General features: G+C 71.3%; 12 protein-coding genes. 5 read left to right on the top strand and 7 right to left on the bottom strand.

All coding sequences use genetic code 11. The features are described from left to right. Positions 1-308 precede the first annotated feature (308 nt). From typA to JIX55_RS33200, 3 genes are all read right to left on the bottom strand, one after another. Positions 309-2,216 carry a translational GTPase TypA gene (typA, locus tag JIX55_RS33210; protein ID WP_257566912.1) on the bottom strand — a complete coding sequence of 636 codons (1,908 nt, stop codon included), beginning with the start codon at positions 2,214-2,216 and terminating at the stop codon, positions 309-311. 184 nt (positions 2,217-2,400) lie between these two features. Continuing rightward, entirely contained in the window at positions 2,401-3,039 is a 639-nt protein-coding gene (locus JIX55_RS33205; RefSeq protein WP_257566911.1) for a hypothetical protein, read from the bottom strand. Between the two features lie 102 nt (positions 3,040-3,141). After that, on the bottom strand, positions 3,142-5,475 hold the full coding sequence (locus JIX55_RS33200) for an ABC transporter family substrate-binding protein (protein ID WP_257566910.1): 2,334 nt from the start codon (positions 5,473-5,475) through the stop codon (positions 3,142-3,144). A 338-nt stretch (positions 5,476-5,813) separates the two neighbouring features. Between JIX55_RS33200 and JIX55_RS33195 the strand changes: the two genes are divergently transcribed. From JIX55_RS33195 to JIX55_RS33180, 4 genes are all read left to right on the top strand, one after another. Further along, positions 5,814-6,104, top strand: coding sequence for a hypothetical protein (locus JIX55_RS33195; protein WP_257566909.1), 291 nt, complete (start codon positions 5,814-5,816; stop codon positions 6,102-6,104). Positions 6,105-6,421: 317 nt separating this feature from the next. After that, positions 6,422-7,243 carry a hypothetical protein gene (locus JIX55_RS33190; protein ID WP_257566908.1) on the top strand — a complete coding sequence of 274 codons (822 nt, stop codon included), beginning with the start codon at positions 6,422-6,424 and terminating at the stop codon, positions 7,241-7,243. Then, positions 7,243-9,210 (top strand): fumarate reductase/succinate dehydrogenase flavoprotein subunit, encoded by a 1,968-nt coding sequence (locus JIX55_RS33185; protein WP_257566907.1) that lies wholly within the window; start codon positions 7,243-7,245, stop codon positions 9,208-9,210. The genes JIX55_RS33190 and JIX55_RS33185 overlap by 1 nt, the downstream gene beginning before the upstream one ends. A 22-nt stretch (positions 9,211-9,232) precedes the next feature. Next, positions 9,233-10,009: a succinate dehydrogenase/fumarate reductase iron-sulfur subunit gene (locus JIX55_RS33180; protein ID WP_257566906.1), complete on the top strand. Its 777-nt coding sequence runs from the start codon at positions 9,233-9,235 to the stop codon at positions 10,007-10,009. Here JIX55_RS33180 and JIX55_RS33175 read toward each other — a convergent pair. Next, complete coding sequence (locus JIX55_RS33175; protein ID WP_257566905.1) at positions 9,984-10,994, bottom strand: phosphotransferase family protein; 1,011 nt, start codon at positions 10,992-10,994, stop codon at positions 9,984-9,986. The two genes, JIX55_RS33180 and JIX55_RS33175, sit on opposite strands and share 26 nt — an antisense overlap. Beyond that, a complete protein-coding gene (locus tag JIX55_RS33170; RefSeq protein WP_257566904.1) occupies positions 10,991-11,284 on the bottom strand; it encodes a hypothetical protein in 294 nt (97 codons plus the stop codon). Before JIX55_RS33170 ends, JIX55_RS33175 begins: the two co-directional genes overlap by 4 nt. A 127-nt stretch (positions 11,285-11,411) precedes the next feature. Between JIX55_RS33170 and JIX55_RS33165 the strand changes: the two genes are divergently transcribed. After that, positions 11,412-13,466 carry a hypothetical protein gene (locus tag JIX55_RS33165; protein WP_257566903.1) on the top strand — a complete coding sequence of 685 codons (2,055 nt, stop codon included), beginning with the start codon at positions 11,412-11,414 and terminating at the stop codon, positions 13,464-13,466. 180 nt (positions 13,467-13,646) lie between these two features. On the opposite strand, the gene JIX55_RS33160 is transcribed toward JIX55_RS33165, so the two are convergent. Then, a complete protein-coding gene (locus JIX55_RS33160; protein ID WP_443046584.1) occupies positions 13,647-16,457 on the bottom strand; it encodes a SpoIIE family protein phosphatase in 2,811 nt (936 codons plus the stop codon). 317 nt (positions 16,458-16,774) lie between these two features. Continuing rightward, positions 16,775-17,218: an ATP-binding protein gene (locus JIX55_RS33155; RefSeq protein WP_257566902.1), complete on the bottom strand. Its 444-nt coding sequence runs from the start codon at positions 17,216-17,218 to the stop codon at positions 16,775-16,777. Positions 17,219-17,377: the final 159 nt, after the last annotated feature.

The raw sequence follows: 17,377 nt of genomic DNA, 5'->3' as shown, positions 1-17,377 counted from the left end.
GATACGCCTGAAGCCCGATCCTCCAAGAGGCGGAGAACCAGGACTTCTTGACACTTCGGCAGAAGCGTCGACAGACACTCCAGTACGTGCTGCGGCCCCCAGTCTACACGCGTAGCGACGTACGAAGGAGGCTCGGATCCCGATCGATGCCGAGCAGGCACACGCTCATGTGCCGCCCCACCGGTGGCAACTGGTGCTTCTCCGCGTGCGGCGTGCCGCGACCGCCCCTGGCCCCGGTCAACGGCCCCCGGACATGACCTGGCCCGGCCACCCGCAGACGCGGACGACCGGACCAAGTCCCCTGTCCGTCAGCCGTGCTTGGCGCGGCTGGCCGCACGGGCGCGCTCGCGGGCGTCCAGGTTGACCTTGCGGATGCGTACGGCCTCCGGGGTCACCTCGACGCACTCGTCGTCGCGGCAGAACTCCAGGGACTGCTCCAGGGAGAGCTTGCGCGGCGGGACGATCGCCTCGAACGAGTCGGCCGAGGACGACCGCATGTTCGTGAGCTTCTTCTCCTTGGTGATGTTCACGTCCATGTCGTCGGAGCGCGAGTTCTCACCGACGATCATGCCCTCGTAGACCTCGGTGCCGGGGTCGGTGAAGAGCACGCCGCGCTCCTGAAGGTTCGTCATCGCGAACGCGGTGACGGCACCCGAGCGGTCCGCGACGAGCGAGCCGTTGTTACGGGTCGTCAGCGTGCCGAACCACGGCTCGTGGCCCTCGTGGATGGAGTGGGCGATGCCCGTGCCACGCGTACCCGTCAGGAACTCCGTACGGAAGCCGATGAGACCGCGGGAGGGAACGACGAACTCCATGCGGACCCAGCCGGAGCCGTGGTTCGACATGTTGTCCATACGGCCCTTGCGGACACCCATGAGCTGCGTGACCGCGCCCATGTGCTCCTCGGGGACGTCGATCGTCATGCGCTCGACCGGCTCGTAGACCTTGCCGTCGACGATCTTGGTGACGACCTGCGGCTTGCCGATGGTCAGCTCGAAGCCCTCGCGGCGCATCTGCTCGACCAGGATGGCCAGCGCCAGCTCGCCACGGCCCTGGACCTCCCAGGCGTCGGGACGCTCGGTGTCGAGGACGCGGAGGCTGACGTTACCGACCAGCTCGCGGTCCAGGCGGTCCTTGACCTGACGGGCGGTGACCTTGCGGTCCTTGACCGCGGCCTTGTTGTCCGCGCCCTTGCCGGTGCCGCCGCGGCCGACCAGCGGCGAGGTGTTCGTGCCGATGGTCATCGAGATCGCCGGCTCGTCGACGGTGATCAGCGGCAGCGCGATCGGCTTCTCGGGGTCGGCGAGGGTCTCGCCGATCATGATGTCCGGGATACCGGCGACGGCACAGATGTCACCGGGACCGGCCACCTCGGCGGGCTTGCGGGTGAGCGCCTCGGTCATCATCAGCTCGGTGATGCGGACGTTGGCCATCGTGCCGTCACGCTTGATCCACGTGACGCTCTGGCCCTTGCGCAGCTCGCCCTGCTCGACGCGGAGCAGCGCGATACGGCCGAGGAAGTTGTCGGCGTCCAGGTTGGTGACGTGCGCCTGGAGCGGGGCGGCCTCGTCGTACTCCGGGGCCGGGACGTGCGACAGGATCGTGGAGAAGAACGGCTCCAGGCTGTCGCTGTCGGCCGGGACGGTGCCGTCCTCCGGCTTGGTCAGCGAAGCGACACCGTCACGCGCACACGCGTAGACGATGGGGAACTCGATCTGGTCCTCGTCGGCGTCGAGGTCGAGGAAGAGGTCATAGGCCTCGTTCACGACCTCGTCGATGCGCGAGTCGGGCCGGTCCGTCTTGTTGATGCACAGGATGACGGGCAGCCGGGCCTTCAGGGCCTTGCGCAGCACGAAGCGGGTCTGCGGCAGCGGCCCCTCGGAGGCGTCGACGAGCAGCACGACCGCGTCCACCATGGACAGACCGCGCTCGACCTCGCCGCCGAAGTCGGCGTGGCCGGGGGTGTCGATGATGTTGATCGTGATGACGTCGCCGCCATCCTTCGGGTGGTACTTCACCGCCGTGTTCTTGGCGAGGATCGTGATGCCCTTCTCACGCTCCAGGTCGTTCGAGTCCATCATGCGGTCGTCGAGCGACTCGGCGGCGTGCGCGGCGAAGGCACCGGCCTGCTTGAGCATGGCGTCGACCAAGGTGGTCTTGCCGTGGTCGACGTGGGCGACGATGGCGACGTTGCGGATGTCGTGGCGCGTGGCCATAGTGAGGCGCTTCTCCCGGGTGTGAGGACGGCCTGCGCTGACATCTGTGTCGCGCGGACCCTGCCGGGCTGGACACGCCACGGCCTCACCCCATGGTACGGGGCCGCGGCAGCAGGGGCTCCCCGGGCCGCTGCGGCCCTGCTCAGACCGGTCCAGGCCCAGCTCAGACAGGCCGCGGCCCGGCTCAGCCCGTCCGAGCCGCACCCGAACCGGCCGGGCACAGCTTCTCGGCCGCGGCCCGCCCGGCCGCTCCGTCCGCCGGGGTGGCGCAGGGCAGGAAGCCCTTGCCGACCGTCTCCCAGGTGTGTACGTGACCCCGCACCGGCTCGGCCTCCCCGCAGGTGTAGGTGAAGTCGGCGTCGACGAACCCAATCTGTTTCCAGAGGTAGTACGCGCCTTCGAGCTCGCCGGCATGCCAGCCGAAGACCGACACCTCGGGCCGCTCCTCCTCCGACGGGCCCGCGAGCGGTTCCGCCACCTCCAGATGCGTACCCAGCGCCTTGATCACCCGCGCCGGAGCGACGCCATCGGGCGCGCCGGTGACGGCGGGCCGGTGGACCGTGTCGGCGTCCAAGGGCTCCAGAGGGGCCTCGTAGGAGTCCGTGCCCTTCGCGAAGGTGACCGGCTCGCCGAGTGCCGTCAGCTTCGTCCGATGCCGTACGCCGGACCAGGCGTACGTGCCGTCCGTGCAGGACGCGGCCCGTGCCCCGCCGTCGTCCCGGATCCCCCCGTCACCGGAATCACCGGTGCAGGCCGTCGCCCCCGCCGCGAAGGCCAGCGCGACCAAGCCCGCCGCCCAGCTCCGCCGTGCCGAGTCATGCATCGCCCCGCCCCGTTCCTCGCCGTACGTCGGCCGCCGCCCCGCGTCGTGCGGGGCGGCGGCCGGAGTCCGCGAAAGATTATCCCTGCTCTGCTGTGGGCCGGCCTACTTCTCCGTGGGGCTCTCCGGCGCCCCTGCGTCCTTCTTCAGGAAGCCCATGTCCTCGTAGACCGGGGTCTGGAAGCCGAAGGCGCCCGCGTTCGCCAGGTTGGTGCGGGCGGCGACGAGCTGGGGCCGCTGGTAGAGGGGGATGGACCCGGCTGCGGCCCAGATGTGGGCGTCCGCCTTGCGGATCAGGGAGCGGGTCTCGGACTCGTCGAGGCTGGCCACCGCCTGGTCGAAGAGCTGGTCGACCTGGTCCGTGCCGACCCGCGTGTAGTTCTGTTCCACGCTCAGCGAGCCGTCGGCCGCGGGCACCGGCTTGGCGTAGATCGGCCGGGCGTCGGTGGCCGGGTACGCGGAGGTCGGCCAGGAGTACAGCGCGAGGTCGTACTGTCCGTTCGCGATGTGATCCTTGAAGTAACTCTCGTCGGCGACCTTGGAAATCTCCGTACGGATCCCGACGCGGTCCAGCATCACCGCGATCCGCTCGCCGACGGTCCGCAGCGACTCCGTCCCCGGCCCCGACGGCAGCACGAACCGCAGCGTCAGCGGCTTGCCGTCCTTGGCGAGCGGCCCCCGCGCGGCATCGGCGGGCGCCCGCGTCCCCTTCGGCGCGTAGGCGCCCGGCGCACTGCCTTGCTCGAACTGCTTGCCGTCCTGGGCGAGGTGCTCGCCTTCCTCGCCCTTCCTCTCGCCGTCGCTGCCCTTGTCCTTCTCTCCGCCCTTGTCCTTCGTCCCCTCGGCGTCCTTCGTCCCGTCGGTGTCCTTCCTCCCGTCGGCGTCGTACGGCTTGTCGTCATCGCCGACGCGGTCGGTGCCGTCGCTCTCGGAGGATTCGGTATCCGCGGCGGAGCCGTGGTCGCCCGTCTTCTCGTCCTTCTTCTCGCCCTTCTTCTCGCCCTTCTTCTCGTCCTTCTCCCCCTCCGCCCCGGCCGCCTTCTTGTCCTTCTTGAGCGGGCCGCCCCGTTCCCATCCGGCGTCGGCGAGCAGCGCCCGCGCCTCCTTGGTGTCCTGGCCGCCGAGGGCGCCGCTGTTGTCGGCGTAGGCGGCCTGGCCTTCGAGGGCGAGGTGGCTGCCGACGGGGACGGCGGGCAGCCCGAGGGGCTTCAGGACGAGGGCGGCGAGCTCCTCGCGGTCGAGGGCGCGGGCCACGGCGCGGCGGACGCGCTCGTCGGCGAGGGGGCCCCCGGAGCCGTTGAGGGCGAGCTGGGTGAAGGCGGGTTCGAGGGACCGGCGGACGGCGAAACCACTCAGGGCGGACTGCTGGGCGGTGTACTGGGCGATCGCCTCACGCCGCTCCTTCCGGGCGCTGGTCTCCGCGTCCGCGGCCTTCTCGTCCGAGCCGTGCGCGATGGCCCACGACCGCAAGGACTTCGCGGGCGTCAGGTCGGAATCGGGACCGTGGGCGGGGCGACCGCTCCGCGAGAGGGGGCCGGCGCCCTGCGCCTTCTTCTTGTCACGCGACGCCGGCATGATCCGCTCGGCCTGCGCCGAGTCGATCTCGGCGAGGTCGACCTTGTTCTCGGCCAGCGCCTCGGCCCGCTCGTCGCGCGGTACGGCCCGCAGGACCAGCTGGGAGAGCTTGGCGGGGCGGCCCCACCAGCGGGGGTTGCGGGTGAGGGTGACCTCGCCTTCCTTGCGGTCGACCTCCTTCAGCGCGAAGGGTCCGGCGGTGACCTTGAGCTTCTTGCGGGCGCCGTCGTTGAAGGAGTCGGGGGTGCCCGTCACCTGCTTGGGATACAGCGGCGAGAACAGCGACTTCCAGTCGGCGTACGGTCGGGCGAAGGTGACCCGGACCTCCAGGTCGTTCTCGCCCCGCTCGATCTTCGCGATGCGTTCGTAGCCGGCGTTCCTGGCCGTCCAGTACGCGGAGTCCTTGCCGGACAGAGCCCGCCACTGCGCGGCGAAGTCGGCGGCGCCGATCTCCCGGCCGTCGCTCCACACCGCCTCCTGGTTGAGCTTGTAGAGCACGACCTGCCGGGGCTCGTGCTCGACGATCTTCGCGGACTCCAGGTAGTCGGAGTTGAGCCGGGGGCGCCCCCCGGCGTCGATGCGGTACATCGAAGGCAGTACGGCGCCGGCGACCCGTGCCGTGGCCGGGTCGGCGTCCGCCTGGAACGTGTTCAGCGTCTCCGGTACGGCGTCCACCGCCCAGCGCAGGGTGCCGCCGTCCTTGATCAGGTCCCGGGGGGCCGGGGCGATGTCCTGATCGGCGACGGGCCTGCCCGCCGGATCCTTCTCGCTGCACGCGGTGAACAGGGGCACCGCGAGCGCACCCGCGGTGAGGAAGGCGACCGAGCGCATGGCCGCGCGCAGTCCGACGCCGTCGTGGGACATCTCTGCTACCTCCGGTGGGCCGCGCTGTCGGCGAGCGGGGTTTATGATCACTTTTGGGTGCATATGGAGCTGATCACATCTATGGCCACACACTGAAGAGGAAGGGTCGGACCGACCGACGGCGACACGGCGACGGGGAGTGAAAAGTCACCCGCGCGGCGCAACGCGCCGCACCCGCCCACCGCCGCACACCGAGCGTGTAAGGGCGTGCACGGGAGGCCTGCAATCCGCCAATCGATGCACATCCCTTCACAGCGCGAGGTGTGACGCGCAACACTCGCAGGCGCATGAACGTTGCCGCCTCGGTCCTCCACGACCCGCGGAAGTGAGGGCAAGTCATGTCCGTGCAAGATGAACTGACATCGGTCCAGCGGTGCCTCGACGACCTGTACCGGTCGGTGGGACGCCTGGAACAGCAGATCGGCGGTGGCGGGCCCGACATGCGCCGCGTCCGCGCCGACATCACCCACCTGCGCGAGAGCGTCGCGCTGCTGCGCGAGACGACCGCCGGGACCTCGTCCCCGAAGCGGCCCGAACTCGTCACGATCCCCGACACCCCGTACGACGACTCACTGTGGACGGACACGGACGACGAGGGCCTCGGCGCCCGCGACCGGCGTGCGCCCTGAGCAGGAGCACCCGCGGTCGGCACGCTCCTCGCTTCACGGACCGGCCGACCACGCCTCTACCGCTACTTCCTGGAGTGGACCGATGACCACTGATACGGAACCGTTCCTCAGCACCGGAGTGGCACAGGCCTGTCCGTGGTCCGGCCCCGGAAGGGCGGAGTCCCTCACGATCCGGGCCACCTGGTGAGGCAGCCGACCACGATGAGGCCCTGGCTCATCTCCCTGGTGGGCCAGGGGCAACACAGTCGGCCTCACGGCCGGACGTCCCGGATCGCACCCCCAACGCCAGCGGAGATCACCGGAGGTCCTACAAGCCGATGACGCGCTCATCACTCGATCAGGGGATGTCCGGCGGCGTGGTGTCCCCGACGCGCGCCGCGATCACCGAACCGCATCTGCGCACCGACCGCTGGTGGCTGGCCCCCGCCGCCACGGCCGCCGGTCTGCTGGCCTTCATCGTGTACTCGACCTGGCGGGCCTTCGCGGACGAGCACTACTACGCCGCCCCGTATGTCTCGCCGTTCTACTCGCCCTGTCTGGCGGAACGCTGCGAGCCCATGCACGCGGGCCCCAACTGGGAGATCTTCGGCGCCTGGTGGGGCATCTCACCGGCGATCATCATCCTGATCTTCCCGCTCGGCTTCCGCCTGACCTGCTACTACTACCGCAAGGCGTACTACCGGGGCTTCTGGGCGTCCCCGCCCGCCTGCGCGGTGGCCGAGCCGCACAAGAAGTACACCGGCGAGACCCGCTTCCCGCTGATCCTGCAGAACCTCCACCGGTACTTCTTCTACGCGGCCCTGGTCGTCGCCGGCATCCTCACCTACGACACCGTCCTGGCCTTCCGCGACGAGAACTACGAGTGGGGCCACATGGGCCTCGGCACCCTCGTGTTCCTCGTCAACATCGTGCTGATCTGGGCGTACACCCTCTCCTGCCACTCGTGCCGGCACATCGTCGGCGGCAAGCTCAAGCATTTCTCCAAGCATCCCGTGCGCTACCGGATGTGGCAGTGGGTCGGCAGGCTGAACGCCCGTCACATGCTGCTCGCCTGGGTCTCACTGGTGAGCGTGGCGCTCGCCGATTTCTATGTGTACCTGGTCGCGTCCGGCGCCTTCGACGATCCGAGGTTGTTCTGATGTCCGTGGTCGAACGACAGGAGTGGGACGTCGTCGTGATCGGCGCCGGCGGCGCCGGACTGCGCGCCGCGATCGAGGCCCGTGAACGGGGCGCCCGTACGGCCGTGATCTGCAAGTCCCTGTTCGGCAAGGCCCACACGGTGATGGCCGAGGGCGGCATCGCGGCCGCCATGGGCAACGTCAACTCCGGTGACAACTGGCAGGTCCACTTCCGCGACACCATGCGCGGCGGCAAGTTCCTCAACCAGTGGCGGATGGCGGAGCTGCACGCCAAAGAGGCCCCCGACCGCGTGTGGGAGCTGGAGACCTGGGGCGCCCTCTTCGACCGTACGAAGGACGGCCGCATCTCGCAGCGCAACTTCGGCGGCCACGAGTACCCACGCCTCGCCCACGTCGGCGACCGTACGGGCCTCGAACTCATCCGCACCCTCCAGCAGAAGATCGTCGCCCTCCAGCAGGAGGACCACAAGGAGACCGGTGACTACGAGTCCCGGCTGAAGGTCTTCCAGGAGTGCACGGTCACCCGGGTCCTGAAGGACACGGCATCCGACAGCGGCTCCGCCGCGGGCCGGGTGTCCGGGGTCTTCGGCTACGAGCGCGAGTCGGGCCGTTTCTTCGTCCTCGAAGCGCCCGCCGTCGTCATCGCCACCGGTGGCATCGGCAAGTCCTTCAAGGTGACGTCGAACTCGTGGGAGTACACGGGTGACGGGCACGCCCTCGCGCTGCTGGCCGGCGCGCCCCTGCTGAACATGGAGTTCGTGCAGTTCCATCCGACGGGCATGGTCTGGCCGCCGTCGGTGAAGGGGATCCTCGTCACGGAGTCGGTGCGCGGTGACGGCGGTGTGCTGCGCAACTCCGAGGGCAAGCGGTTCATGTTCGACTACATCCCGGACGTCTTCAAGGAGAAGTACGCGCAGTCCGAGGAGGAGGGCGACCGCTGGTACGAGGACCCGGACAACAACCGGCGCCCGCCCGAGCTGCTGCCGCGTGACGAGGTGGCGCGGGCCATCAACGCCGAGGTGAAGGCGGGCCGGGGCTCCCCGCACGGCGGGGTCTTCCTGGACGTGTCCACGCGGATGCCGGCGGAGACCATCCGTCGGCGGCTCCCCTCCATGTACCACCAGTTCAAGGAGCTGGCGGACGTCGACATCACGGCGGAGGCGATGGAGGTCGGGCCGACCTGCCACTACGTGATGGGCGGTATCGCGGTCGAGTCGGACACGGCGGCGGCGCGCGGGGTGCCCGGTCTGTTCGCGGCCGGTGAGGTGGCCGGCGGTATGCACGGCTCCAACCGGCTGGGCGGCAACTCCCTTTCCGACCTGCTGGTGTTCGGCCGCCGGGCGGGGCTGCACGCGGCCGAGCACGCGGCGGGACTCACCGGGGAACGGCCTCCGGTGGACGACATCGAGGTCGACACGGCCGCCGCCGAGGCGCTGCGCCCGTTCTCCGCCGAGGGCCCGGCGCCGGGCCAGGAGGAAGGAAGGCCGCCGGAGAACCCGTACACCCTCCACCAGGAGCTCCAGCAGGCCATGAACGACCTGGTCGGCATCATCCGCCGTGAGGGCGAGATGGGGCAGGCGCTGGAGAAGCTGGCCGATCTGCGGGTGCGGGCGCGCCGGGCGGGTGTCGAGGGGCACCGGCAGTTCAACCCGGGCTGGCATCTCGCCCTGGACCTGCGGAACATGCTGCTGGTCAGCGAGTGCGTGGCACGGGCGGCGTTGGAGCGCACCGAGTCGCGCGGCGGCCACACCCGCGAGGACCACCCGACGATGGACCGCGACTGGCGCCGTATCAACCTGCTGTGCCGACTGACCGATCCGACGGGCGGGTCGGCGGCCACGGACCCCGTCGCCGGCCAGATCGCCCTCACCCGTGAGACCACCGATCCCATCCGCCCCGACCTGCTCGCCCTGTTCGACAAGGAGGAGCTGGTCAAGTACCTCGCCGAAGAGGAGCTGTACGAGTGAGCAGCTACGAGGAGCCGCGGTCATGAGCGGCTACGAGGCCCGCTTCAAGGTGTGGCGGGGCGATGTACAGGGTGGCGGCCTGGAGGATTTCAAGGTCGAGGTCAACGAGGGCGAGGTGGTCCTCGACATCATCCACCGGCTCCAGGCGACCCAGGCCCCCGACCTCGCCGTCCGGTGGAACTGCAAGGCGGGCAAGTGCGGTTCGTGCTCGGCCGAGATCAACGGGCGGCCCCGGCTGCTGTGCATGACCCGGATGTCGGTGTTCGAGCGGGAGGAGACGATCACCGTCACCCCCCTGCGGGCCTTCCCGGTGATCCGTGACCTGGTCACGGACGTGGGTTTCAACTACACCAAGGCGCGCGAGGTCCCGTCCTTCGTACCGCCGGAGAAGCTCGGCCCCGGCGAGTACCGGATGATGCAGGAGGACGTGGACCGCCCGCAGGAGTTCCGGAAGTGCATCGAGTGCTTCCTCTGCCAGGACACCTGCCATGTCGTCCGCGACCACGAGGAGAACAAGCCGGCCTTCGCCGGCCCCCGCTTCCTGATGCGGGTCGCCGAGCTGGACATGCATCCGCTGGACGCGGCCGAGGAGTCCGGCCTGGACCGCAAGCGCACGGCCCAGGACGAACACGGTCTCGGCTACTGCAACATCACCAAGTGCTGCACGGAGGTGTGCCCCGAAGGCATCAAGATCACGGATAACGCGCTGATCCCCCTCAAGGAACGTGCCGTCGACCGCAAGTACGACCCGCTGGTGTGGCTGGGCTCGAAGATCAGGAGGCGTTCCTCAGCAGGGTGAGCGCCTGCCGGAGGTTGTGCTCGGCGATGGTCCGCATGAACTCCCGGTCCGGGAAGTCGCCGTCGAGCAGGCGGAGCGGGCCGGCGACCAGGCTCAGCCGTATGGCCAGGCGGTAGAGGCGGAGCCGGTCCTCGTCGAGGCCGGGGGCGCGCAGGACGTCGTAGTGGGGGCCGAACCGGAGCTCCAGGAACACGTGCTCCCACTCCGGGTCGAAGTACATCAGCCCCTCGATGTCGACCAGGACCGGCTCTCCGTCGGCCCCGACGAGGACGTGGTCCGGGCCCAGCTCGCCGTGGATCAGGGTGTGCCGCGCACGGGGCCGGACGGCGGAGGCGAGCCCGTGCATCCGCTCGTCGAGCGCCTCACGCGCCTCTGCGATACGGGCGTCCCGGCCTGCCGCCTCCACGATGTCCCGCAGAGCGCGGTCCCGTACGACGTCCACGCAGGAGGCACCGTGCGAGGTGCCGCCCTGTTCGACGACGCCGACCTTGCCGAAGGCCTGCCCCGACACGCGGGCACGCATGGTCTCCAGCGCGCCCGCCAGCCGCTCCAGGGTGCCTGCCGCCGCCCCGGGATCGCGCTCCAGCGCCTCCTCCAGGGTCCCGCCACGTACGTCCTCCACGACGGCCGCGTCCGCCGGGAGGTGACGGCCCGTGCGGTCGGCGAGGAGCAGGCGGGGGGTACGGACGCCGAGGGCCGCGAGCCGGTCGTGGGCGGCGGTGAACAGGTCGATGCCGGACGCGTGCGAGAAGGGGTCGCGTGGGTCGGGGGCGGCGGTCCCCTCGGTGCCGGTCCAGTAGTCCTCGTCCGGGGACCAGACGTATGCGACCACCGTGCCGCCGTCGTCGAAGGTCAGCCGGTACACGCCCTTCTTGCTGCCGCCGCGCAGCCGCGTGACCGCGTTGAGGCGGCGGTCCGGGCCGGCGGCGGCGCGGGCCAGGGGCTCCAGTTCGCCGCGGGTGAGGGGGCGGCGCGCGGCGGTCACGGGGTGGTGACGCGGCCGGGGCGGGTCGCGAGGAACGACAGCACCGCGTTCGTGATCAGCAGGATCAGGCCCGCCAGGCCGTACACGTCCGCGCGATCAGCCATCATGCCGAAGGACCACAGGCCCATTCCCGCGCTGCCGGCGAGCGACGCGTAGCCCCACAGGACCGGCCGCAGCGTGCTGCGGCGCAGCCACGGCACCATCCACCGCGTACGGATCGCGATGGCGCCGAGCACGGCGGTGGCCGCCATGGCCGCCGCGAGGCACCCGATCACGATGTTCGTCAGCATGTCCCGCCGCCCCCCTTCCCGAGCGAGGCGATCATGACATGCCCTCGCCATCGATGCCAGCCTCCGCTTCGCCCACTCCGCCCCACCCCACTCGCGACCGCTCGACACCGGCCATACGCTCCCAAATGTGACGTCGCGTCTGAGGAAGAGCCGAACGCGAGGCGCCACGTCGCACATAGGCGTGCGCCTGGCCCACACCGCGTTCGGGGGCCTGGTAGCCCTGGGCTGGCTACTGCTGCCCACGGCGACGGGGGCGACCATCAGCGACCCGCCTGTGCCACTCGCCGCCGGCACGCAGTTCGTCGGTCCGGCCGTCGCCGGACCGCCCGTGGTGCCGGGTACCGGCGGGCAGCGGCCCGTGGTTCCCGTCGGCGTTGCGGCGCCTGGGGACGACGAGGCCTCCGGCGTGGATCTGATCATGCCGGTGGCCGCCGCGGGCGCGGCGGTCGCCGTCGCCGTGTACTCACTCGTACGACGCAGGCGCCGCGCCCAGCTGCGTACGACCCCGACCGGCACCTTCGAACCGTCGGTCACTCCGCTGCCCGACCTCCACCGCCGGGCCCAGCGGCTGCTCGTCGAAACCGACGACAGCGTCCGCACCAGCGCCGAGGAACTCCGCTTCGCGGCAGCCCTGCCGGGCCGTACGGCTGCCGAGCGGTTCACGGAAGAGGGGCAGGGCAGCGACGAGACCGAACCGCGCGCGGAGCGGTCGACGGGTCGCGGCGACGCCGACAGCCCACACGCGGAAAGGCCGACGGGTGACAGCGACGCCGAGCCACACGCGGAAAGGCCGACGGGTGACAGCGACGCCGAGCCACACGCGGGAAGCCCGGCGAGCCACGACGACACCGAACCCTCCGCGGAGAGTCCGGCAGGCCACGGCGACGTCGGGCAACACGCGGCGAAGCCGGCGAGTCGCGACGACGCCGAGCCATCCCCAGGAGGCCCGGCGAACGACGGCGACGCCGAGCCGCACGCGGAGCGGCCGACGGACGCTGTCCCGGTCAGGCCGTACCCGGAGCGACCGACTCCGCTCGATCCGACGAAGCCCTACGCGGAGACGCCTGCGGCCCAGGACGCGGTCACACCGTTCGCGGAGGCGTTGGCGGATGCGCGGGGTGCGCTGGCGGCGGCCTTTCGGGCGGGGCAGCGGTTGGACGAGGAGGCCGGGGCCTCGCCGCCCGGCGAGGAGCGCGCGTTGTTGGAGGAGATCCTCACCCGGTGCACGACGGCCCAGCGGCGGCTCGACACGGCGACGCCCGCCTTCGATCAACTCCGCGCCCTGGAACGGGAGATCACCCCGGCCCTGGAGTACGCGGAGGCCCGCTTCCGCGAGCTGACCGGCCGTACGGCGACCGCGGCCACCACCCTCACCGCCCTCCGCGACGGCTACGCCCCGGCCGCCTCCCTCCCCGTCGCCGGCCACGTCGAACAGGCCAAGGACCGCCTGGTCTTCGCCACGACCGAGCTCAACCGGGCCCGCCAGGCCGCCGATCCGGGTGCTCTGACCACCGCGGCCGTACACCTACGGGCCGCCGAGGGCGCGATCGACCAGGCGGACGTGTTCGTGACCGGGGTGGAGCGACTCGCCGTCGAGCTGGCGCGAGCCGCCGACGCCGCGAAGCAGGGAGCCCCCTTCACCGGCCCGTACGACGACCCCCTCGACGTCCTCCGCCGCCAGGGCCGCTGGCTCCTCCCGGCTCGCAGCACCGTCGCCGCCGCGACGGACTTCGTCACCACGCATCGCGGCGCGGTGGGGGCGACGGCCAGAACCCGACTGGCGGAGGCGGAACGGCACTTGGCACAGGCCGAAGCGGACATCCCCGGGACCGGGACCGGAGCCGGGACCGGATCCGGAGCCGGAGCCCGGACCGGGACCCGGGCCGGGACCGAGCCCGAGGCCACGACCGACGAGGCCGCCGACTCCGGGAGCGCCGACGCCCCGCATGCCCGGCGCGCCCACGCCCTCGCCAAGGAGGCCCGACAGCTGGCCGAGCAGGACGTACGGGCGTACGGAAACCCGTACGGTGGCCGCGTCGGCGACGGCCTGGCCGGGGCCCTGCTGGGCGGAATCATCCTCGGCGAGGCACCCGGCGGCGGTGGACGGGGCGACCTGCGGGGCCCGGCCTGCTACGGCGGCACGGCGACCCGCGGCCGCAGGGCCGTGGGCGGCCAGTTCTGACACCGCCCCGCAGAGGGGCGCGGGGAACTGCGCGACCGGCCCCAACGCACCAGCAGTCCGGAAACAACCGCAACCACCCCTGCGCGACGGCCCATCGCCCACCCACCGGAAAGCCGCAGCCGAGAGCGGCCGAGAGAAGCCAAGAGGAAACGCAGACACGCCGCACGAAAGAAGCGCGCCCTAGAACAGGCTCAGCAACGCCTCCGCCGGATCCGTCAGCCCGTTCTCGCCACCCGGAAGCGGCAGTTCGAACCACACCGTCTTGCCACGCGGCGTACGGCGGGAGCCCCACGCGGCGGAGAGCAGGCCGACGAGCTGGAGGCCGCGGCCGCCCTCGTCGGTGTCACGGGCGCGGCGCCGGCGCGGCTGGACGAGGCCGGCGTCCCAGACCTCGCAGACGAGCGTTCTGTCGAGGAGGAGCCGGAGCCGTATCTCGCCCTCTCCGTACCGCAGGGCATTGGTGACCAGCTCGCTGACCAGCAGCTCCGCCGTGTCGACGAGGGGCTCCAGATCCCAGGCCAGCAGCCGTCCGCGCGCGTACTCACGGGCGCGGCCGACGCTGCGCGGCTCGCGCGGCAGCGTCCAGTCGCCGACGGAGTCCTCGGGCAGCCCCTGGACACGTGCCATGAGCAGCGCGATGTCGTCCTCACCGTGGTGGGTGTCGAGGGTGTTGAGGACGTGGTCGCAGACGTCCTCCAGCGACCGGGGCGCGTCGGCGCGCAGCGCGGTCGGCGGCTGGGCTGGGTCGGTGAGCGCGCCGACGAACGCCTGGAGGCCCTCGTCGAGGGGATGGTCTCGGGATTCGACCAGTCCATCCGTGTAGAGCGCCAACAGCGCGCCTTCGGGCAGTTCGACCTCTACCTCCTCGAACGGCTCGCCGCCGACGCCGAGCGGCATGCCCGGCGGCACGTCGAGCATCAGCGCGCTCTCGCCCGGCTCGACCAACACCGGCGGCAGATGGCCCGCGTTGGCGAAGGTGCAGCGGCGGGTCACCGAGTCGTAGACGGCGTAGACGCAGGTCGCGAGGTAGACCTCGGAGAGGTCCTTGTCGCGGGGGCGGCTGGCGGCCGTGCGTGAGGCGGACTGGGCGCCGCCGGAGGTGCCGAGGCCACGGGCGATCTCGTCGAGGGCCGAGAGGACCTCGGCGGGTTCGAGGTCCAGCAGGGCCAACGTACGGACGGCCGTGCGCAGTTCACCCATGGCCACCGCAGCCCGCAGTCCGCGGCCCATCACGTCGCCGACGACGAGTGCCGTGCGGTGACCGGGGAGTTCGATGACGTCGAACCAGTCACCGCCGACCTCGGTGGCCGCGTTGCCCGGCAGATAGCGGCAGGCGATGTCGAGCCCGGAGGCCTCGGGGTCGCCGGGAGGCAGCAGGGAGCGCTGCAGGATGAGGGCGCGCTCGTGCTCGCGGCGGTACAGGCGGGCGTTGTCGATACAGACGGCGGCGCGCGCGGCCAACTCCACGGCGAGCGCGCGGTCCCGTTCACCGAACGGCTCGCTGCCCTTCGTACGGGAGAACTGGACCAGTCCTACGACGGTGTCGTGGGCGACCATCGGCACCGCGAGCGTGGACTGGATCAGGTTGCCCTCCTCGGGCACCTGCTGGGGGCGGGCGGTGCGCAGGGCGTCCGCGCAGGGCGAGTTGAACGGGTAGTGGTGGACCGCGCCGACGCGCACGGGGGCGGGTCCGCCGACGAAGGGCGCGTCGGAGACGGCGCTGGCGAAGGCCACCCGGCGCAGTTCGGCGCTGCCGTCGGCGAGCCCGGGCGGGGTCTCGTCGCCCACCAGGAGGCCCTGGTAGAGGTCGACGGTGGCGAGGTCGCAGAAGCCGGGGACGACGACGTCGAGGAGTTCGCGGGCGGTGGTCTCCAGGTCGAGGGAGTTGCCGATGCGCGAGCCGGCCTCGTTGAGGAGGGCGAGGTTCCGCCGGGCGGCGGCGGCTTCGCGGGCGGCGGCGCGGCGGGCGGTGATGTCGGTGCCGAGCCAGGCGATGCCGATGGGGCGGCCGGTGCCGCTGTGCACGCGGTAGAGGTTGATGGACCAGTGGCGGCGCTCTTCGGGGCCTGGCACGAAGCCCGTGATGTGCATGTCCGTGATCGGGTCGCCGGTCTCCATGACCCGCCGCAGGGTCGCCTCGACCCGCTCGGCCTCCGGGGACTGCAAGTAGTCGCGGACGCCCCGGCCCCGGTGGTCGTCGACGTCGCCGCCGTAGAGGGAGGCGAAGCGCTGGTTGGCGCGCCTCACCCGGAGATCGGCGTCTATCAGAAGGAAACCGAACGGAGATTGGCCGAAAAACGCCTGCGAAGCGGCAAGGTCGGTCTCTATCCGGCGCAGGGTCCGGACGTCCACCACGATGCACACGGCGGCCCGTTCGCCGCCCTCCACCGTGGTGGGCATCACATAAACCTCGGCGAGTCCCTCCGCCCCCTCGGGGCCCGACACCCGGAAGGGGACCACTCCGGTCCACTCCCGGCCGTCGAGGACCTCGGCCATCTTCCGCTGGCCCTCTTCGCGCCGATCGGGGTCGATGAAGGCCTCGATCGGGTCCATGCCCACGGCCCGCTCGGCCGATATGCCGAACAACTGCTCGGCCCGCAGGCTCCACTGGTCGACGAGTCCGTCGGCGCCGATGGAGAACGAGGCGACCTTGATGTAGTCGTACATGGATCCTGGCGGACTGGTCTGCCACATCGCGTCGCCGGTCCCGTGACCAGCCATGACACCCTCGGCCGCGGCGGCGCCGACGGCAGCACCTTGCGCCCCGGCCGCCCCACGGCTCCCGGCCGTACGACCGCCCGACGCCCGCCCGTCCGACGCTCGACTCCCGGACGAACGGCCCGTCGGCCCGTCGCCCGTCCTGTCGCGTGCGGCCCCGCCGTCGCGAGTGGCTCCGCCCAGGCCGGAATCGCCTGCGGCCTCGGGCCTCGCGCGGTCCGACGGGTCCTTGGACTCCGTGGACTCCGTGGCCTTCGCTGGTATCTCGCTCACGCGAACCGTCCCCTCCAGCTCACCGCGTCCGGCTTCGGTCACCAGGGGCGGCTGCCCGCAGTATCCAGCACTACGGCGCCGCACAACACGGTGTTCACGATCACAGCACGGTCCCGATCGTTTTTGGACCGGCCGCGACATACTCCCAAGTCTTCTAACCAGGCGATGCGCACTCGAACCAAAGAATGCAGCCAGCGCTACTGGCTTGAACCAGTCGGTCGCACGCACGCCCCGGGGAGCCGCCCCCTCCCCCGGGCCGTACGCCGTGGACTCCGGTCGTGCACCAGGTCCTTCGTCCCGTACCTCGACAGGACCACTCAGCCGGGAACCGCCAGTTCGAACCAGACCGTCTTGCCCGCTCCTCCGGGGCGGGTACCCCAGGCCCGCGACGACCAGGCCACCAACTGCAGACCCCGGCCACTCTCGTCGTCGGCGTCGGCCGCGCGCTCGCGGGGCGGATCGGGCAACGGGTCGGACACCTCGACCAGGAGAGTGCCCGAGGGGTCGGCGGGACGCACGAGCCGCACACCGATGGGCCCCGTCGCATGCCGCAGCGCGTTGGTCACCAGCTCGCTCACCAACAGCGCGGTGATGTCCCCGAGCACATCGAGCCCCCACTCGCGCAGTTGCCCGCGGACCACCGCCCGAGCATCGCGCACCGCGCCCGGCTCCGCCGGAAAGGTCCACTCGGCGCAGTCGTCTCCGCTGTCGGTCACGCCGATCACTTCCCAGTCCAGAAAGCAGACCCTGTCCGGTTTCATGGGGTTAATGGGCACATACCCGATATCCGACCCGCAGTACCGCGCACGAGGGCGCACTGTGGCACGAACGGCGTAGGGCGCGCGCCGCCCCGGACAGGAGCGGGGCCGACTCTATAGCGAGCCGCCCATCCCCGCCCCCGACGGGGCGCCGGGAACTGC

This window comes from Streptomyces sp. DSM 40750 (assembly GCF_024612035.1).
Lineage (GTDB): Bacteria > Actinomycetota > Actinomycetes > Streptomycetales > Streptomycetaceae > Streptomyces.
Note: the sequence above shows the minus strand (reverse complement) of the source record. Positions and strands in the feature narration are given on the sequence as shown.

Excerpts from the sequence above, each read along its gene's own strand:
- typA (WP_257566912.1), bottom strand. The coding sequence starts at position 2,216 with ATGGCCACGCGCCACGACATCCGCAACGTCGCCATCGTCGCCCACGTC.
- JIX55_RS33205 (WP_257566911.1), bottom strand. The coding sequence starts at position 3,039 with ATGCATGACTCGGCACGGCGGAGCTGGGCGGCGGGCTTGGTCGCGCTG.
- JIX55_RS33200 (WP_257566910.1), bottom strand. The coding sequence starts at position 5,475 with ATGTCCCACGACGGCGTCGGACTGCGCGCGGCCATGCGCTCGGTCGCC.
- JIX55_RS33195 (WP_257566909.1), top strand. The coding sequence starts at position 5,814 with ATGTCCGTGCAAGATGAACTGACATCGGTCCAGCGGTGCCTCGACGAC.
- JIX55_RS33190 (WP_257566908.1), top strand. The coding sequence starts at position 6,422 with ATGACGCGCTCATCACTCGATCAGGGGATGTCCGGCGGCGTGGTGTCC.
- JIX55_RS33185 (WP_257566907.1), top strand. The coding sequence starts at position 7,243 with ATGTCCGTGGTCGAACGACAGGAGTGGGACGTCGTCGTGATCGGCGCC.
- JIX55_RS33180 (WP_257566906.1), top strand. The coding sequence starts at position 9,233 with ATGAGCGGCTACGAGGCCCGCTTCAAGGTGTGGCGGGGCGATGTACAG.
- JIX55_RS33170 (WP_257566904.1), bottom strand. The coding sequence starts at position 11,284 with ATGCTGACGAACATCGTGATCGGGTGCCTCGCGGCGGCCATGGCGGCC.
- JIX55_RS33155 (WP_257566902.1), bottom strand. The coding sequence starts at position 17,218 with ATGAAACCGGACAGGGTCTGCTTTCTGGACTGGGAAGTGATCGGCGTG.